Origin of the sequence: Pseudomonas poae, assembly GCF_001439785.1 — a bacterium.
GTDB lineage: Bacteria > Pseudomonadota > Gammaproteobacteria > Pseudomonadales > Pseudomonadaceae > Aquipseudomonas > Aquipseudomonas poae.
Window position 1 is genome coordinate 128323 of the sequence record NZ_JYLI01000016.1, and the last position, 15897, is coordinate 144219.

The 15897-nt window shown below is 60.7% G+C and carries 13 protein-coding genes and 2 tRNA genes; 6 read left to right on the forward strand and 9 right to left on the reverse strand.

Going from position 1 to position 15897, the window contains the following annotated elements; all coding sequences use genetic code 11:
* Positions 1-101: 101 nt before the first annotated feature.
* The 4 genes from TU75_RS19035 to TU75_RS19050 all read right to left on the reverse strand — a co-directional run bounded on the left by TU75_RS19035 (position 102) and on the right by TU75_RS19050 (position 4700).
* The gene (locus tag TU75_RS19035) at positions 102-1382 is read right to left on the reverse strand and encodes a virulence factor family protein (protein ID WP_003238896.1); all 1281 of its coding nucleotides are present in this window, start codon (positions 1380-1382) and stop codon (positions 102-104) included.
* A complete protein-coding gene (gene mprF / locus TU75_RS19040) occupies positions 1382-4024 on the reverse strand; it encodes a bifunctional lysylphosphatidylglycerol flippase/synthetase MprF (protein WP_003238893.1) in 2643 nt (880 codons plus the stop codon). Before mprF ends, TU75_RS19035 begins: the two co-directional genes overlap by 1 nt.
* 279 nt (positions 4025-4303) lie before the next feature.
* A tRNA-Met gene (locus TU75_RS19045) sits at positions 4304-4380 on the reverse strand.
* Positions 4381-4623: 243 nt separating this feature from the next.
* A tRNA-Met gene (locus TU75_RS19050) sits at positions 4624-4700 on the reverse strand.
* A gap of 281 nt (positions 4701-4981) precedes the next feature.
* Between TU75_RS19050 and dinB the strand changes: the two genes are divergently transcribed.
* Positions 4982-6040, forward strand: a complete 1059-nt coding sequence (dinB, locus tag TU75_RS19055) for a DNA polymerase IV (protein ID WP_015372873.1) — start codon at positions 4982-4984, stop codon at positions 6038-6040.
* Between the two features lie 69 nt (positions 6041-6109).
* Here the strand turns inward: dinB and TU75_RS19060 are convergent, their stop codons facing one another.
* The 4 genes from TU75_RS19060 to TU75_RS19075 form a co-directional block, all read right to left on the reverse strand.
* Positions 6110-7063 (reverse strand): hypothetical protein, encoded by a 954-nt coding sequence (locus TU75_RS19060; protein ID WP_003238890.1) that lies wholly within the window; start codon positions 7061-7063, stop codon positions 6110-6112.
* A 20-nt stretch (positions 7064-7083) separates the two neighbouring features.
* Positions 7084-8799, reverse strand: coding sequence for a proline--tRNA ligase (locus tag TU75_RS19065; protein ID WP_060549756.1), 1716 nt, complete (start codon positions 8797-8799; stop codon positions 7084-7086).
* A gap of 194 nt (positions 8800-8993) precedes the next feature.
* Positions 8994-10526: an AmpG family muropeptide MFS transporter gene (locus TU75_RS19070; RefSeq protein ID WP_060549757.1), complete on the reverse strand. Its 1533-nt coding sequence runs from the start codon at positions 10524-10526 to the stop codon at positions 8994-8996.
* A gap of 44 nt (positions 10527-10570) precedes the next feature.
* Positions 10571-10885, reverse strand: a complete 315-nt coding sequence (locus TU75_RS19075; RefSeq protein ID WP_231982059.1) for an MGMT family protein — start codon at positions 10883-10885, stop codon at positions 10571-10573.
* A gap of 192 nt (positions 10886-11077) precedes the next feature.
* Between TU75_RS19075 and TU75_RS19080 the strand changes: the two genes are divergently transcribed.
* The 5 genes from TU75_RS19080 (at position 11078) to groL (ending at position 15709) form a co-directional block, all read left to right on the forward strand.
* Entirely contained in the window at positions 11078-12085 is a 1008-nt protein-coding gene (locus TU75_RS19080; RefSeq protein ID WP_015372871.1) for a DUF481 domain-containing protein, read from the forward strand.
* Positions 12086-12197: 112 nt separating this feature from the next.
* Complete coding sequence (locus TU75_RS19085; RefSeq protein ID WP_060549759.1) at positions 12198-12929, forward strand: HugZ family pyridoxamine 5'-phosphate oxidase; 732 nt, start codon at positions 12198-12200, stop codon at positions 12927-12929.
* A gap of 66 nt (positions 12930-12995) precedes the next feature.
* The gene (locus TU75_RS19090) at positions 12996-13472 is read left to right on the forward strand and encodes an FxsA family protein (protein WP_060549760.1); all 477 of its coding nucleotides are present in this window, start codon (positions 12996-12998) and stop codon (positions 13470-13472) included.
* Positions 13473-13715: 243 nt separating this feature from the next.
* On the forward strand, positions 13716-14012 hold the full coding sequence (locus TU75_RS19095) for a co-chaperone GroES (RefSeq protein WP_003175874.1): 297 nt from the start codon (positions 13716-13718) through the stop codon (positions 14010-14012).
* A gap of 50 nt (positions 14013-14062) precedes the next feature.
* On the forward strand, positions 14063-15709 hold the full coding sequence (groL, locus tag TU75_RS19100) for a chaperonin GroEL (protein WP_003238874.1): 1647 nt from the start codon (positions 14063-14065) through the stop codon (positions 15707-15709).
* 67 nt (positions 15710-15776) lie between these two features.
* Here groL and TU75_RS19105 read toward each other — a convergent pair.
* Positions 15777-15897: transposase (locus tag TU75_RS19105; protein ID WP_211263080.1), on the reverse strand; the 121-nt coding region annotated here is incomplete at its 5' end.

Sequence of the window (15897 nt, forward strand, 5' to 3'; positions counted from 1 at the left end):
CTTGCTCCCGATTGCAGAGAGTCAGTCACTGAAGATGTTGACTGATCCACCGCTATCGGGAGCAAGCCCCCTCCCACATGGTGTACGGCGTAAAGCCTGCGTTATTCGGTTTTAGCCTGGTGCTTCACGATGATCTCCACCAGGCGCTTGGCCAGCGCCGGATAGTTCTCGTCGAAGTGATGCCCGCCCGGCAATTTCAACGCCTCACCCACGGCCGTCTTGTCGGTGCAGCCGCTCTCGTCGACTTCTTCGGCGCCATAGATGCACACCACTTTCTCAGGTGGCAACTTGGCCATTTCCGGGCCGGTGGCGGCCTCTTTGCCGGCGTTGCCCAGCCATCCTTCCACTTCGATTTCAAAGCTGCCGGTGCGGGCGAATGCGAGCAGGATGATTGCATCGACCCGCTGCTGTTCGTTTTCCGGCAGACGGTTGTAGATCGCCGGCAGTACGTCGGCGCCAAACGAATAACCAGTCAGCACGAACCGCTTGGTGCCCCATTTCTGCCGGTAGTGCTGCATCAGCTCGGTGAGGTCCTTGGCGCTTTGTTCCGGGCTCTTGTGCTGCCAGTAGTAGCGCAGGGTGTCGATGCCCACGACCGGGTAGCCGATCTTGGCCATTTCACCGGCCACGTCGCGGTCCAGGTCGCGCCAGCCGCCGTCACCGGAGAGGAACAGGGTGACAGTGTCCTTGGCTTGACCGGCAGGCACTTCGACGACCGGGATGGCCAGGCCGCCGTTGTCCGAACCCACCAGTTGCTTGCGCAGCTCATTGTTCAGCACTTGCGGGTAATGGATGTCGTAGTCGCTGATGCTGGTGGTGGCGCGCGGAGTATCGCGTACGAAGCTGGCGCTTTCATCGTCAGGGTTATCGTTCCATGCAACCAGCCAGTTGCCATGGGCGGCGGTTTTCGGCAGCGGGTCCTTGCAGCCTTCCTGCACCAGGGCGAAGCCGACGGAGATGGCGTTGGCCTTGTCGTCGTTCTGAGTGGCCAGCCAGCGCCAGGCGAGGGCGGCGCCAGGGCCGATGCCGCTGACCAGTGTCGCGGGGCCCTTGAGCTGGCTCAGGGCAGTTTGCAGCGCCTGTTCCTGTAGCTTGCAGTCGTCCTTTGGCAGGATCACCTGGACAATCTGCGCCTTGCCGCCCTGGCTCAGGGCGATCAGTTGGCTGTCGGTCAGGGTTTGATCAGCCGGCACTGCCACGGCCACGCGGGCTTTGGCTGCGGCAGCGGGGGTCACAAGGGTCATCACCGTGCCATCGGCCTGGGGCATCTGCTCCAGCACCGGCTGCGGGGCAGGGCGGGTCCAGTACCAGAAGCCGCCGCCTGCGATCAGGGCGAGCAACACCACGATGGCCAATACATACCGCCAGGAACGTCGAATCATCAGCGTTTCACCAATCCAGTCAAGCCGCCCGCGATCAGGGCGGCGGTGTCGGCCAGTGCCACCAGCGGATCAAGTCCGGCGGGCACGGCCATATAACGAGGTTCCCAGTCAGGCTGGAATTTGTCTTTGAAGCGGCGCAAACCTTGGAAGTTATACAGTTGCTCGCCACGGCGGAACACCATCGAACCCAGACGCTGGGTCAACGGCGCGCCACGGCGCGGTTGCAGGCCCGACAACGGCACCATGCCGAGGCTGAAGCGGGCGTAGCCGTGGTTCTTATAATGCTGGATCAGGCCGACCATCATGAATTCCATGGTCAGCTTTGGCGCATCGGGGTGCGCGCGCATCAGGTCGAGACTGGCCAGGTCGTGGTTGTAGGTCTCGAGCAAATTGGCGAAGGCCACCGTACGCCCTTCGAAGCGAATGATCGCGATGCGAAAGTGCTTGAGGTAGTCGTCGCTGAAGCGTCCCAGGGAAAACCCCTTTTCGCGCACATTCTTGCCGGTCAGCCAGGCATCGGAGATGACCTTGAGCTCGTCCATTGGCGCCTGGCCTGGCTCGAAGATCTCCAGGGACAAGCCGTCCCGGGTACCACGGTTCCAGGTGTAGCGCAGGTCCTTCATCTCTTTGCCCTTGGCTTCCAGGTCAAAGCGCTTGAGGTCGACCCGGGCTTCTTCGCCCAGCTTGATCGCGGTGAGGCCGATGTCCATGTAGTACGGCAGGTTTTCGGCGCGCACCTGATAGAACACCGGACGCGCGTGGTGGATGTCGCACAGGTCGCGGAACTGCCAGATCATTTCGGCGCGTGGCTGGGTCGGGCCGATGGGGTCGTACAAGGCCACCAGGCTGCGCCCGCGACGGGCGTACATCAGGAAGGCTTCGTCGTTGGGGTGGAACAGCAGGGCTTTGTCGCCGGTCAGTGCCAGGCCGCCATCGGGCTGCGATGACGCCATCAGGATGCGAGTGGCGCGCTCCAGTTCGTCCGGGGTCGGCAGGTGAATGATCGGACGGGCGGTGCGCAGCAGCCAGGTCAGCGACACGATCACCAGCAGCACCGCGGCGCCCAGCAGCGAGCGCAGGCCGCGCGGCGCGTTGGCGTCGAGGGTGAACTGCCACCACAGCTGATGGCTGTAAGGCACATCCTGATAGGCGAACAGCAGCAGCCAGATCGACGCACCCAGTACGCACACGCTGGCCACCAGGTAAAGCGGCGAGAAGGGCAACTCGGTGAGGCGGCTGGCGCGGTAGAACGAGCGGCGGAAGATCGCCAGCAGCACCGCTGTCATGGTCATCAGACTGGCTTCTTCCCAGTCGAACCCCTTGAGCAGCGACAGCAGGGCGCCCGTCAGCAGCAGCACCATGGTCAGCATCCAGGCGGCGGACAAGCGTCGACGCAGGCCCTGGGCCAGTAACAGGCACAGCACGCCGATCAGGCTGGCACCAAAGTGCGAGGCGTCAATCAGGCGGTGGGGAATCAGGAAGCCGATGTTTTCCAGGCGTGAGTCGATTTCGGGCGTGGCGCCAGAGAACAGCAGGACCACGCCGGACAAAAAAACCAGTACGGCCAACACTGGCGCCGCCAGCCCTGAAGCAACCCGCAGACTCTGCTGGGTCTGGAACAGGCGCTGGGCTTCATTGACCAGAAGGAACACACAGGCGATCAGCAGCGGCAGCACCACGTAGATCATGCGGTACAGCAGCAGCGCGGCAGCCAATGGCGCAGCACCGAGCTTGTCGGCAAACGCCGCCAGCAGGATCGCCTCGAACACCCCGACGCCGCCCGGTACGTGGCTGAGTACGCCGGCGGCCAGGGCCAGCAGGTACACCAGCAGGAACGGGCCGAAGGGCGGCGCTTCCGGCAGCAACATATAGAGCACGGTGGCGGCAGCGGCCACATCGAGCGCGGTGATGATCAGTTGCAGGAAGGTCAGGCGGCGACCCGGCAGGCGCAAGGTGCGGCGCCCGGCCCTGACCAGCAGGTTGTCCGGGTAGGGTTGTTCCGGCAGGCGACGGCGGTAGATGCCGATGCACAGCGCGGCCGACAACAGCAGCACGGCGCCGGCCACACCGCCGAGCAGGCTTTGCGGCAAATGCAGGTAGGTCGAGGCCGCCGGCAGATTGCTCAAGGTGGCCAGGGCAGCCAGCGGTGGCAGGGCGCAGCCCAGCGCAAGGCTGGCGAACACGGTCATGTGCGCGACTTCTGAGGCGCCGACGCCGTGGCGTGCATATAGACGGTAGCGCACCGACCCGCCGGAGAGCATCGACAGGCCAATCGCATTGCCGATGGCAAAGGCGGTAAAACCACCGAGGGCCAGCGTCTTGGCAGGCAGTTTCACCCCGGCATAGCGCGCACCGGAAAACTCATAGCCCAGCAGAATGATGAAGCCTGCGACGCCCGCGCCGAAGGCACCGAGCAGGGCGGGCCTGGGCACTTCCAGGATCGAGTCGTGGAGCGCGTAGAGGTCCAGCTCCAGCAGCAGGTGTCGACAGGCGATCAGGGCAATAGCGAACAGCAGCAAGGTCACGGCCAGCCCGATGGGCTGACGGTATTTGCTCAACAGATCCAGCCAGCGCAAACGGCCGGGAGCGATCGGTTGTTCCGCTGTGACGGTCTCTTGTGGTTCAGACGAGTTGGCGCGCATCAATCACCTCGTGGATTGTGCGCGACAGGATGGAGGTATCCAGCCAAGTTACCAATCCCTATGGACAAAATAAGTACAAATATTAACGCGGAACACCGGGGGCGGCGACAGCGGCCATTGGTCGTAGAGGGTAGTGCTTGAACATTGAGCATAGCGTGCAATGAGATGGACTCAACAAACCGTGGAGGGTTTCATGAAAGATGCCAGGTCATTGTTTAAGAAGAACTTTTTCACCGGATACAAAAAAGGCCACTCTTTCGAGCAGCCTTTTCTGATGTTTGGTTGCGGGAGCCGGATTTGAACCGACGACCTTCGGGTTATGAGCCCGACGAGCTACCAGACTGCTCCATCCCGCGTCTGTGGGCGGCATTGTACAGTCCGGCGACGAGGTGTCAACCGTTAATGGGCCGACGCGGCAAATAAGTGTGATTAATCCACGCCTGACGCCTAAGTGGTCGATTGAACACACGTTTATGGCGAGCGGGCTTGCTCAGCGTCGGACCACCCGGCAGTCCGTTTTTAAGCGCACACGATGCTGGCGTTGATAAAACAGGCACGCACAAAAAAGGCCACTCTTTCGAGTAGCCTTTTTTGATGTTTGGTTGCGGGAGCCGGATTTGAACCGACGACCTTCGGGTTATGAGCCCGACGAGCTACCAGACTGCTCCATCCCGCGTCTGTGTGTCGGCATTCTACAGAGGAACGCGAGTGTGTCAACCCGTAAATAGAAGAAAAGCGCTTGTGGTTCAATCGGTTAGCTCTCCACTGGAGCGCTTTTAGCGGCGACGGCCCAGTATGGCTGGGCTTCTCAGCTCTATCGGTGGCTCCAATTCGATTGAGAAAACATATTCATCTGGTAAATTTCCTACCGCTCAAGCGGAAGAATCAAACTACTGGTGCTATATACAGGGGTGAGTGCGATACTGGCCTTCCGTTGGAATACACCCCTGTTTTTATATGACGCAGCGCAAAATCATCCACGTCGACTGTGATTGCTTCTACGCCGCCATCGAGATGCGCGATGACCCGAGCCTGGCGCAAAAACCGTTGGCGGTGGGTGGGTCTGCGGATCGGCGCGGAGTGATCGCCACCTGCAACTATGAGGCGCGGGCTTACGGTGTGCGCTCGGCCATGTCGTCACGCCATGCGCTGAAACTGTGCCCGGACCTGACCATCGTCAAGCCGCGCATGGACGCCTATAAAGAAGCCTCGAAGGAAATCCAGACGATCTTTCGTGACTACACCGATCTGATCGAGCCGCTGTCGCTGGATGAAGCCTACCTCGATGTGTCCGACAGCCCGCATTTTGGTGGCAGCGCCACCCGCATCGCCCAGGACATCCGTCGCCGCGTCTCCAATCAATTGCACATCACCGTGTCCGCCGGCGTGGCGCCGAACAAGTTCCTGGCCAAGATCGCCAGCGACTGGAAAAAACCCAACGGCCTGTTTGTGATTACCCCGGACCAGATCGAAGATTTTGTCTCCCAGTTGCGCGTCAGCAAACTGCACGGTGTGGGCAAGGTCACCGCCGACAAGCTCGCGCGTCTGGGCATCGAGGACTGCCTGCAGTTGCGTGAGTGGAACAAGCTGGCGCTGGTGCGCGAATTCGGCAGTTTCGGTGAGCGCTTGTGGAGCCTGGCTCGCGGGATCGATGAACGCGCGGTGCACAATGACAGTCGGCGACAATCCATCAGCGTGGAAAATACCTTCGATACGGACCTTCCCGATCTTGCCAGTTGCCTGGCCAAGCTGCCCGAACTGATGGACACCTTGGCCGGGCGCATGGCGCGCATCGACAGCAGCTACCGCGCGGGCAAGCCGTTCGTGAAAGTGAAATTTCATGACTTTACCCAGACAACGCTGGAGCAGGCCGGGGCAGGGCGGGATCTGGAGAGTTATCAACAGCTGATGACGCAGGCGTTCAATCGCGGTGGCAAGCCGGTGCGGTTGTTGGGGATTGGCGTGCGGTTGCTCGACCTCAGCGGCGGCAATGAACAGTTGGAATTCTCCTGGTAGATACCCGGAGCAAAATGTGGGAGGGAGCAAGCCCCCTTCCACATTTAGATTTACAGCGTTTGCGAAAACTCAGCGGGCGCCGGGATCCGCCACCAGCCGCCCCGCCTCCTTGGTCAGCGCTTGCAGAAACTCCTGCTGCAGCTCCGGATCATTGCGGGTCAGTTCGATCAGGCTCTGCTCCAGCTCGCTGGCTTCCTCTTCCAGGCCCAACTCCGACAGACGCTTGACCCGGTGCACCCACTGGCTCACTTCGTCATCTTCCAGGTCGTCAAAAATCAGCCCGTGGGCTTCCAGCAACTTGCCGCGCAGGCCGCTGCTGACCGCCAGGGAAGCATCCGAATGCACATCGTCCTGGCCATCCTGCACGCTGATCAGCAGGGTGGTGATGTGATTCAGGTCCTGCTCGGCAAACGGGCTGTCCAGCAGGTTCAGGCGCAGCACGCCGTTGCGGTCGGTGGTCAGCTCGTGGGTTTGCCTGCCAGCAGTGACCTGCACCGGGCGCTCGCTCCATGGCAGGCTCGAATACTCCAGGCGCTTGTCGCGCTGGACTTCATCGATGCCGGCGAGGTTCTGCTGCGCGCGACCGTGGGATTGCACGTTCATGAACGGGTTGAGGCCGTCCACGCCGTAGATCAGCCAGTCGTGGGTCATGCTGTCAGGCAGGTTGCCGAGGGCGAAGATGTTCGCCACATTGGCTCCCGCGCCTGCCACCAGGGCGACGGCTCCCAGGGGCATCTCATAGAGTTTGCGCCAGGGCTGGTAGGGCGTGTAGCGGTCGTAGCGGCGGGTGACTTCGAATTCGGTGACTTCGAAGGTCTTCTGTTCGTGAATGCGAACCCGGCGCTGCGGCAGCTCCAGCACTTTGGGCTCGCCTACATCGATCTGCAGGCTGTGATCGAGCAATTTGCGCTCGACCCGCTCCTCGTGCTCACTGCGTTGTGACATCTGGTTGGCGCAGCCGCTGACCAGCAGGGCGCCGCATAAGGCGGCGCCCCCCAGGGCTCTGGTGTTTCGCTTGAACATGACTTCTCTTGATCTGGTTTTCAGCGACGAATACGCGCCTGAAGGAAAGACAGCACGTCAGCCACCGGCAACGGTTGGGCTTCGGCTTCGGTCCGGCTTTTGTATTCCAGATTGCCATCGGCCAGGCCACGGTCACTGACCACGATCCGGTGCGGGATGCCAATCAGCTCCATGTCGGCGAACTTGATGCCCGGGCTGGTTTTCTTGTCCCGATCATCCAGCAGCACTTCGAAACCGGCGGCCGTGAGTTCGGCATACAGTTTGTCGGTGGCTTCGCGCACTTGCTCGGTTTCATAGCGCAGCGGCACCAGGGCAACCTGGAACGGGGCCAGTGCGTCGCTCCAGATGATGCCCTTGTCGTCGTTGTTCTGCTCGATGGCAGCGGCCACCACGCGAGAAATACCAATGCCGTAGCAGCCCATTTCCAGGGTGATCGGCTTGCCGTTCTCGCCCAGCACTTCGCACTTCATCGCCTTGCTGTACTTGTTGCCCAGCTGGAAGATGTGCCCGACTTCGATGCCGCGCTTTATTTCCAGGGTGCCCTTGCCATCCGGGCTCGGGTCGCCGGCCACCACGTTGCGCAGGTCGGCCACGGTCGGAACGGGCAGGTCACGCTCCCAGTTCACGCCGAAGTAGTGCTTGTCATCGATGTTGGCGCCGATGGCGAAGTCGCTCATCAGTGCCACCGAGCGGTCGATGATGATCGGCAACGGCAGGTTCAGCGGGCCGAGGGAACCAGCACCGGCGCCAATGGCGTCGCGCAGGTCGGCATCGGTGGCCATCACCAGCGGGCTGGCCACGCCAGGTTGCTGGGCCGCCTTGATTTCGTTGAGCTCGTGGTCGCCACGGATCACCAGGGCGATCAGCTTGCCTTCTTCCTCGGCGCGCACGATCAGGGTCTTGATGGTCTTTTCAATCGGCAGATTGAATTTTTCCACCAGGGCCGCGATGGTCTTGGTCTCGGGCGTATCCACCAGGCGCAGTTCTTCAGCCGCCGCAGGGCGGGAAGTTTCCCGTGGCACGGCTTCGGCTTTCTCGATGTTCGCCGCGTAGTCGGAACCGTTGCTGAAGGCGATATCGTCTTCACCGGATTCGGCCAGTACGTGGAACTCGTGGGAGCCGGCGCCGCCGATGGAGCCGTTGTCCGCTTCAACCGGGCGGAATTTCAGGCCCAGGCGCGTGAACACGTTGCAATAGGCCTGGTGCATGCGGTCATAGGTGACCTGCAGCGATGCCTGGTCGGCGTGGAACGAATACGAGTCCTTCATGATGAATTCACGGCCACGCATCAAGCCGAAGCGCGGGCGGATTTCGTCACGGAACTTGGTCTGGATCTGATACAGGTTCAGCGGCAGCTGCTTGTAGCTGCTCAGCTCGTTGCGCATCAGGTCGGTGATCACTTCTTCGTGGGTCGGGCCGGCGCAGAAATCGCGGCCATGACGGTCCTTGAAGCGCAAAAGCTCAGGGCCGTACTCTTCCCAGCGCCCTGATTCCTGCCACAGCTCAGCCGGTTGGGTGCTCGGCATCAACACTTCCAGAGAACCGGCGGCGTTCATCTCTTCGCGAACGATGGCCTCGACCTTGCGCATCACCTTCAAACCCATGGGCAGCCAGGTGTACAGGCCCGAGGCCAGTTTGCGGATCATGCCGGCGCGCAGCATCAGCTGATGGCTGATCACAACCGCGTCGGAAGGCGTTTCTTTCTGTGTGGCGAGCAAATATTGACTGGTACGCATGGTAGGCCGTTGTCGGTTGCTTGGACTTGAAATGACTTGGGATTGTACGGGCGGTTGCTGCCGGAGTACAGGCATCAGAAAGGGAGGGCTTCAGGTGGGCGCTGGCTTGCCTGCGATGGCATCAGCGCGGCGTGCCTGACGTACCGAGGTGTCTGCATCGCAGGCAAACCAGCTCCCACATTGACCGAGGCGTGTCACTCTTCGGCGGGAGGATTCAATCGCGCCCGCCGATTCTCCTGATACCAATGCAGCGCAATCAGCAGCAGCGTAGGCACACCCAGCATGCAGGTGATCAGGAAGAAATTGTGATAGCCGAACTTCTCCACCATCACCCCCGAGTAGCCGCCGATCAGGCGTGGCAGCAGCAGCATGATCGAGCTGAGCAGGGCGTATTGCGTGGCGGAGAACTTGAGGTTGGTCAGGCTCGACAGGTAGGCCACGAACGCAGAGGTCGCCAGGCCCGAGCTGAAGTTGTCCAGTGAGATGGTGAAGATCAGCATCTGCAGGTCGGGACCCATGTCGGCGAGCATCACGAACAGCAGATTGGTAGCGGCCGAGGCCACGCCGCCGATAAACAGGATCGGCAGGATGCCGAACCGCACAATCAGCAGTCCGCCCATGCCGGCGCCGACCAGGGTCATGATCAGGCCGAAGATCTTGCTGACGCCGGCAATCTGATCCTTGGTGAAGCCCTGGTCGATGTAGAACACGTTGGCCATCACGCCCATGACGGTGTCCGACATGCGATAGGTCGCGATCAGCCCGAGCAGCAGCAACGCCTGCCAGCGGTAGCGCAGGATAAAGTCGTTGACCGGCGTCAGCACGGGGGCCAGGCCCCGGCGGCCCATGGTCGACAGGCACAGCGCAGTGAGGAGGATGTAGAGAATGGCGCGCAGGAAGGCGCGGTCCTCCAGCAACAATTGCCACAGGCTCACGCCCTGGAACAGCACGCTGGCGAAATCGGTGTTGTACAACTGAGTGAACATCGCTGGCACCGACACCAGCAGCACGATCAGCACAAACACAGACACAAGCTGATGCATGAAGCTGTAGCGCCCGGCCTGCAACTGGGTGCGCAGCGGTAAGTTGGGTTCGCGCATGAACAGGGTGGTCAGCAGCGCGGGCACCATCAGCGCGCCGAACAGTACATAGGTGCCGGTCCACGCCGAATGCTTGTAGTTGAAACCCGTTGAGCCGAAACCCTCGGCAAAGAACAGTGCGCCCGCCGTGGCGAGCAGGGCGGCGATGCGATAACCGGACATATAGCTGGCGGCCAGGGCGGCCTGGCGGCTGTCGTCGGCGATTTCCAGGCGATAGGCATCCACCGCGATATCCTGGGTGGCCGATGCGAATGCCACGACCACCGCAATCGCGATCAGCCACGACAAATGCTTTTGCGGGTCGCAAAAGCCCATCCCGATCAATCCAAGGATCACCAGCGATTGGGCAAGTACCAGCCAGGAGCGACGACGCCCGAGTTTGCCGAGCAGTGGCAGGCGCCATTGGTCGAGCAGCGGCGACCAGACCCATTTGAAGGCGTACGCCAGGCCGATCAAGCTCGCATAGCCGATGGTCTCGCGGGCCACACCGGCCTCGCGCAGCCACACTGAAAGCGTTGAAAACACCAACATGTAAGGCAGGCCGGCGGCAAAGCCGAGCAACAACAGAACAAGCGTCGAAGGGCTGGCATAGGCAGCGAGCGCGGCGCGCCAGGTTTTACGGGGCATGGGCTGGAGTCTGCCTCAGATTCACGGGAAACAAAGCGCGCACTCTAACCGCTGTGCTCTACCGGGCGCCAGCCATGGCGCTGAATATCCACACGATTGTTGCGCACTGTAACGCCCTCAGCCCGCAAACGTGCGCGTTGCTCCTCGCCCGAGGCGCTGCCCGCCGGCAGGCTTATCCGACCACCGGCACCCAGCACCCGATGCCAGGGCAGGCGCGTGTCGTCCGGTAACTGGCTGAGAGTGCGCCCCACCCAGCGTGCAGCGCGACCCAGCCCTGCCAGGTGCGCCAGTTCGCCGTAACTCACCACACAGCCTTCGGGGACATTCGCCAGGGTCAGGTATAACGCCGTGCGGCGCATGTCGGCGGGGCTTTGCGGGGTATCGGCAGCTTGAATCACTATGGGTCCATCCGTTGAGATCGTCTGTCTATCTGTCAGAAACGTCTGTAAAAATGAGGGCGTTGGTTGAACTGAACATTCATACTTGAGTCAGTGCTAGCTATCTAACGATAATCGTCCTTTTTTCGCCAACCCTGAGCCCCGAATCCGCTTATGTTGTCCAGAACTCTGCTGTGCCTCGCTGTTTTCAGCGCCTCAACCCCCGTGCTCGCCGACACCGTCTGGCTGAAGAATGGTGACCGCCTGACGGGCAAGATCAAGGTCTTCGATGGCGGCAAGCTGCTGATCCAGACCAGCTATGGCGGCGCAATCCCGGTGGACTGGAAACAGGTAAAAACCCTGGAGAGCGACCAGGAACTGCTGGTCAAGCAGGACGCCTACAGCGGTGAGAAGGCCAAATCCCTGAAGCCTGCCGACGATGGCAAAGTGGTGCTGGCCAATGGCGAAGCCCCCAAGACCGTTGAGCTGGCAAGCATCCAGCAGATCCTCAAGCCCAAGCCGGTGATCCAGGACCTGGTGTGGAAAGGCAATGTGGACATGGCTCTGGACTACAAGCGCGCCGAACGGGACACCAACGACTACGACGTCGACTTCAAGACAACCGCGCGCCATGGCCAATGGCGTCATACCGGGCAGGGCGAATACAACCGCGAGTTCCAGGACGACGTCACCACCACAGACAACTGGGCCCTGGAATATGACCTTGACCGTTTCATCACCGAACATTGGTTCTGGCAGGGGCGCCTGACCTACAAGCGCGACAAGGTTGAAGAGCTGGCGCGCCAGCGCACCGTCGGCACCGGCCCGGGCTACCAGTTCTGGGATGACGAACTGGGCGCGTTCTCCCTTGGCTCGCTGGTCAACCGCACCGATTACGAATATGCCAACGGCGGCAAGGACAACTTCTATTCCCTGGCCATGAAGTGGAACTACAACCGCTATCTGGTTGGCAAGACCGTGGAATTCTTCACCAACGGCGAACTGGGCAAACCAATCGATGCACCGGCCGATTACTCGCTGGATGCGGAAATCGGTCTGCGCTACAAGGTCACCGAATGGGCGTCGCTCAACCTCAAGGCCGAGCGCGATGTGGTCAGCGGTGAAGAACAAAGCGACTTGAGCAAAACCCGCTACACCGCAGGCTTTGGCGTGGCCTGGTAATAAAGTCGGGGGCGGCAGGGCAGTGGCTGGCAACCGGCGCGCAGATTGATTACCGTGTGTTGAGATCCATTCCCATAAGCCATGGGCGATGGAATACACGAGGAGTCATACGTTGAGCGCGCAAGTTGCCAGAAACGCCCGAGAGCTGTTGCTCAAGGAATACCGTGGGGCTCTTTCCACACTCTCCAAAGCCATGCCCGGCTTTCCGTTCGGTTCGGTCGTGCCCTATTGCCTGGACGAGCAGGGCCGGCCGCTGATCCTCATCAGCCGGATCGCCCAGCACACCCATAACCTGCAAAAAGATCCCAGGTGCTCGCTGCTGGTGGGCGAGCGCGAGGCCGATGATGTGCAGGCCGTGGGGCGTCTGACGTACCTCGCCGAAGCCGAAAAGCTCGAAGACGCCGCGGCCATCGAGGCCGCCGCCGAGCGTTATTACCGCTACTTCCCCGATTCGGCCAACTACCACAAGGCCCACGATTTCGACTTCTGGGTACTCAAGCCCGTGCGGCACCGCTATATCGGCGGGTTCGGCGCTATTCACTGGGTCGACCAACTGACCCTGGCCAATCCGTTCGCCGGCAAGGCCGAACGCAACATGGTCGAACACATGAACAGCGATCACTCCAAGGCCATTGCTCACTACGTGCAACTGGCCGACTTGCCGACCCGCGAACCCGCCCAATTGGCCGGCATCGACGGCGAAGGTCTGCACCTGCGTATCGGCCAGTCGTTGCACTGGTTGCCGTTTGCAACACCTTGCAACACGCCGACACAGGTGCGAGAGGCCCTGGTTTCACTGGCCCATGCTGCGGCCTGGCCGAAAAAAGAGCCCGTCAGCGCTTGAATTCACACAATGGCGACGTCATCTAAGGTGGACTGGCAAGGCATTCTTGCGTTGAGGAACCATTTGATGCGCCCTTTTTTATTGCTCTTTCTGCTATTCCCGGTGTTGGAGCTGTTCGTCTTCGTTCAAGTCAGCAGTGCAATCGGGTTTTTCCCGGCCCTGTTGCTGATCATTCTCGGCTCGATGCTTGGCGTGCTGGTGCTGCGCGTCGCCGGCCTGGCCACGGCGTTGCGTGCCCGTGAAAGCCTGAATCGTGGCGAACTGCCTGCCCAGACCATGCTCGAAGGCCTGATGATGGCCCTGGCCGGCGGCCTGTTGATCCTGCCCGGCTTTATCAGTGACGTGATCGGCCTGGTGATGCTGCTGCCGTTCACCCGCAAGCGGCTGGCCGGCAAGATGCGCCAGCGTGCCGAAGAGGCTGCGATGCGCCAACGCGCGTTCGCCGACGACCTGCAACCCCGTGGCGGTCCGGCACCGCGCCAGCCCCTGGGGCGTGAAGGCGACGTGATCGAAGGCGAGTTCGAACACCGCGACAACAAATAACGCTTCACCGGCACGGCACCCTCGGGTGCCGTGTCTCGTTAGGGGGGGCGATGCAAAAAAATCCGTCTCGGCCCCTTGTAATAAGCTTGTGCGCCCTTATGTATCGGTCACCGAAAGGTTTTCTGGTGGCAACGCCAGACAGACTTCCGCGTCTTGCCTGGCGAGACGCGACCGGCACAGCCGGATTACAACCCGCCGGTACTGATACCGGCCGATGAAAAACACAATTAGGAGAGATCGACAATGAGCAAGCTTCGTCCTCTGCACGACCGCGTCGTAATCCGTCGCAGCGAAGAAGAAAAGAAAACCGCTGGCGGTATCGTTCTGCCAGGTTCGGCTGCTGAAAAAGCCAACCACGGTGTGATCGTCGCTGCAGGCCCAGGCAAGACTCTGGAAAACGGTGACGTACGTGCGCTGGCCGTTAAAGTCGGTGACAAGGTTGTATTTGGCCCTTACTCGGGCAGCAACACTGTGAAAGTCGACGGCGAAGACCTGCTGGTTATGGCTGAGAACGAGATTCTCGCTGTTCTGGAAGACTGATTTCCCCGCTCATTTTCCCGTTACTACAAAGTATTTAAGGAATATCGATCATGGCTGCTAAAGAAGTTAAATTCGGCGATTCCGCCCGCAAAAAAATGCTCACCGGTGTCAATGTCCTGGCTGACGCAGTAAAAGCGACCCTGGGCCCGAAAGGTCGTAACGTGATCATCGAGAAGAGCTTCGGCGCTCCGACCATCACCAAGGACGGCGTTTCCGTCGCAAAAGAAATCGAGCTCGAAGACCGTTTCGAAAACATGGGCGCGCAGCTGGTTAAAGACGTTGCCTCCCGTGCCAACGATGACGCGGGCGACGGCACCACCACGGCTACCGTTCTGGCTCAGGCAATCGTCAACGAAGGCTACAAGGCTGTCGCTGCCGGCATGAACCCGATGGACCTCAAGCGCGGCATCGACAAGGCGACCATCGCCGTTGTTGCCGAGCTGAAAAACCTGTCCAAGCCATGCGCCGACACCAAGGCCATCGCTCAGGTGGGCACCATCTCCGCCAACTCCGACAGCTCCATCGGTGACATCATTGCCGAAGCCATGGAAAAAGTCGGTAAAGAAGGCGTGATCACCGTTGAAGAAGGCAGCGGCCTGGAAAACGAACTGTCGGTTGTAGAAGGCATGCAGTTCGACCGTGGCTACCTGTCCCCGTACTTCGTCAACAAGCCTGAGACCATGGTTGCCGAGCTGGACAGCCCGCTGATCCTGCTGGTCGACAAAAAGATCTCCAACATCCGCGAAATGCTGCCAGTGCTGGAAGCCGTTGCCAAAGCCGGCCGTCCGCTGCTGATCGTTTCCGAAGACGTTGAAGGCGAAGCCTTGGCGACGCTGGTCGTGAACAACATGCGCGGTATCGTTAAAGTCGCCGCCGTCAAGGCGCCAGGCTTCGGCGATCGTCGCAAGGCCATGCTGCAGGACATCGCCGTACTGACCGGCGGTACCGTTATCTCCGAAGAGATCGGCCTGAGCCTGGAAAGCGCCACCCTGGAAAACCTGGGCAGCGCCAAGCGCGTGACCATCTCCAAGGAAAACACCATCATCGTTGATGGTGCTGGCGTTGAGAGCGACATCCAGTCGCGCATCGGTCAGATCCGTGCCCAGGTTGCCGAAACGTCTTCGGACTACGACCGTGAAAAACTGCAAGAGCGTCTGGCCAAGCTGTCCGGCGGCGTTGCAGTGATCAAGGTTGGCGCTGGCTCCGAAGTTGAAATGAAAGAGAAGAAAGCCCGCGTTGAAGACGCCCTGCACGCAACCCGCGCAGCCGTCGAAGAAGGCGTGGTACCTGGCGGTGGCGTTGCGCTGATCCGTGCTCTGGAAGCCCTGACCAACCTGACCGGCGACAACGCTGACCAGAACGTCGGTATTGCTGTACTGCGTCGCGCTGTTGAAGCACCGCTGCGCCAGATCGCTGCCAACTCCGGCGACGAGCCAAGCGTTGTGGTCAACGAAGTCAAGAACGGCAAAGGTAACTACGGTTACAACGCTGCGACTGGCGTCTACGGCGACATGATCGAAATGGGCATCCTGGATCCTACCAAGGTGACTCGTTCGGCATTGCAGGCAGCAGCCTCCATCGGTGGCCTGATCCTGACCACCGAAGCCGCCATTGCTGACAAGCCGAAGGCTGAAGGCGCGGCTGGCGGCGGTATGCCTGACATGGGCGGCATGGGTGGCATGGGCGGCATGATGTAAGCCAGCCTTACCCCCTGTACCGAAAGCCCCGCCTGCAGTGATGCAGGCGGGGCTTTTTATTGGTTCTTCACGGATTACCGGGAAAGACGTTCTTGATCTTCATGAAAAAGAATTCGCTATCCCGGTAACCGTACGCCATCCGCTTGATGACCTTTATTCGATTGTTTATTCCTTCCAACTGACCCGTA

Excerpts from the sequence above, each read along its gene's own strand:
- TU75_RS19060 (WP_003238890.1), bottom strand. The coding sequence starts at position 7,063 with ATGTTCAAGCGAAACACCAGAGCCCTGGGGGGCGCCGCCTTATGCGGC.
- TU75_RS19090 (WP_060549760.1), top strand. The coding sequence starts at position 12,996 with ATGCGCCCTTTTTTATTGCTCTTTCTGCTATTCCCGGTGTTGGAGCTG.
- TU75_RS19035 (WP_003238896.1), bottom strand. The coding sequence starts at position 1,382 with ATGATTCGACGTTCCTGGCGGTATGTATTGGCCATCGTGGTGTTGCTC.
- TU75_RS19070 (WP_060549757.1), bottom strand. The coding sequence starts at position 10,526 with ATGCCCCGTAAAACCTGGCGCGCCGCGCTCGCTGCCTATGCCAGCCCT.
- TU75_RS19065 (WP_060549756.1), bottom strand. The coding sequence starts at position 8,799 with ATGCGTACCAGTCAATATTTGCTCGCCACACAGAAAGAAACGCCTTCC.
- TU75_RS19075 (WP_231982059.1), bottom strand. The coding sequence starts at position 10,885 with ATGCGCCGCACGGCGTTATACCTGACCCTGGCGAATGTCCCCGAAGGC.
- dinB (WP_015372873.1), top strand. The coding sequence starts at position 4,982 with ATGACGCAGCGCAAAATCATCCACGTCGACTGTGATTGCTTCTACGCC.
- mprF (WP_003238893.1), bottom strand. The coding sequence starts at position 4,024 with ATGCGCGCCAACTCGTCTGAACCACAAGAGACCGTCACAGCGGAACAA.
- TU75_RS19080 (WP_015372871.1), top strand. The coding sequence starts at position 11,078 with ATGTTGTCCAGAACTCTGCTGTGCCTCGCTGTTTTCAGCGCCTCAACC.
- TU75_RS19095 (WP_003175874.1), top strand. The coding sequence starts at position 13,716 with ATGAGCAAGCTTCGTCCTCTGCACGACCGCGTCGTAATCCGTCGCAGC.
- groL (WP_003238874.1), top strand. The coding sequence starts at position 14,063 with ATGGCTGCTAAAGAAGTTAAATTCGGCGATTCCGCCCGCAAAAAAATG.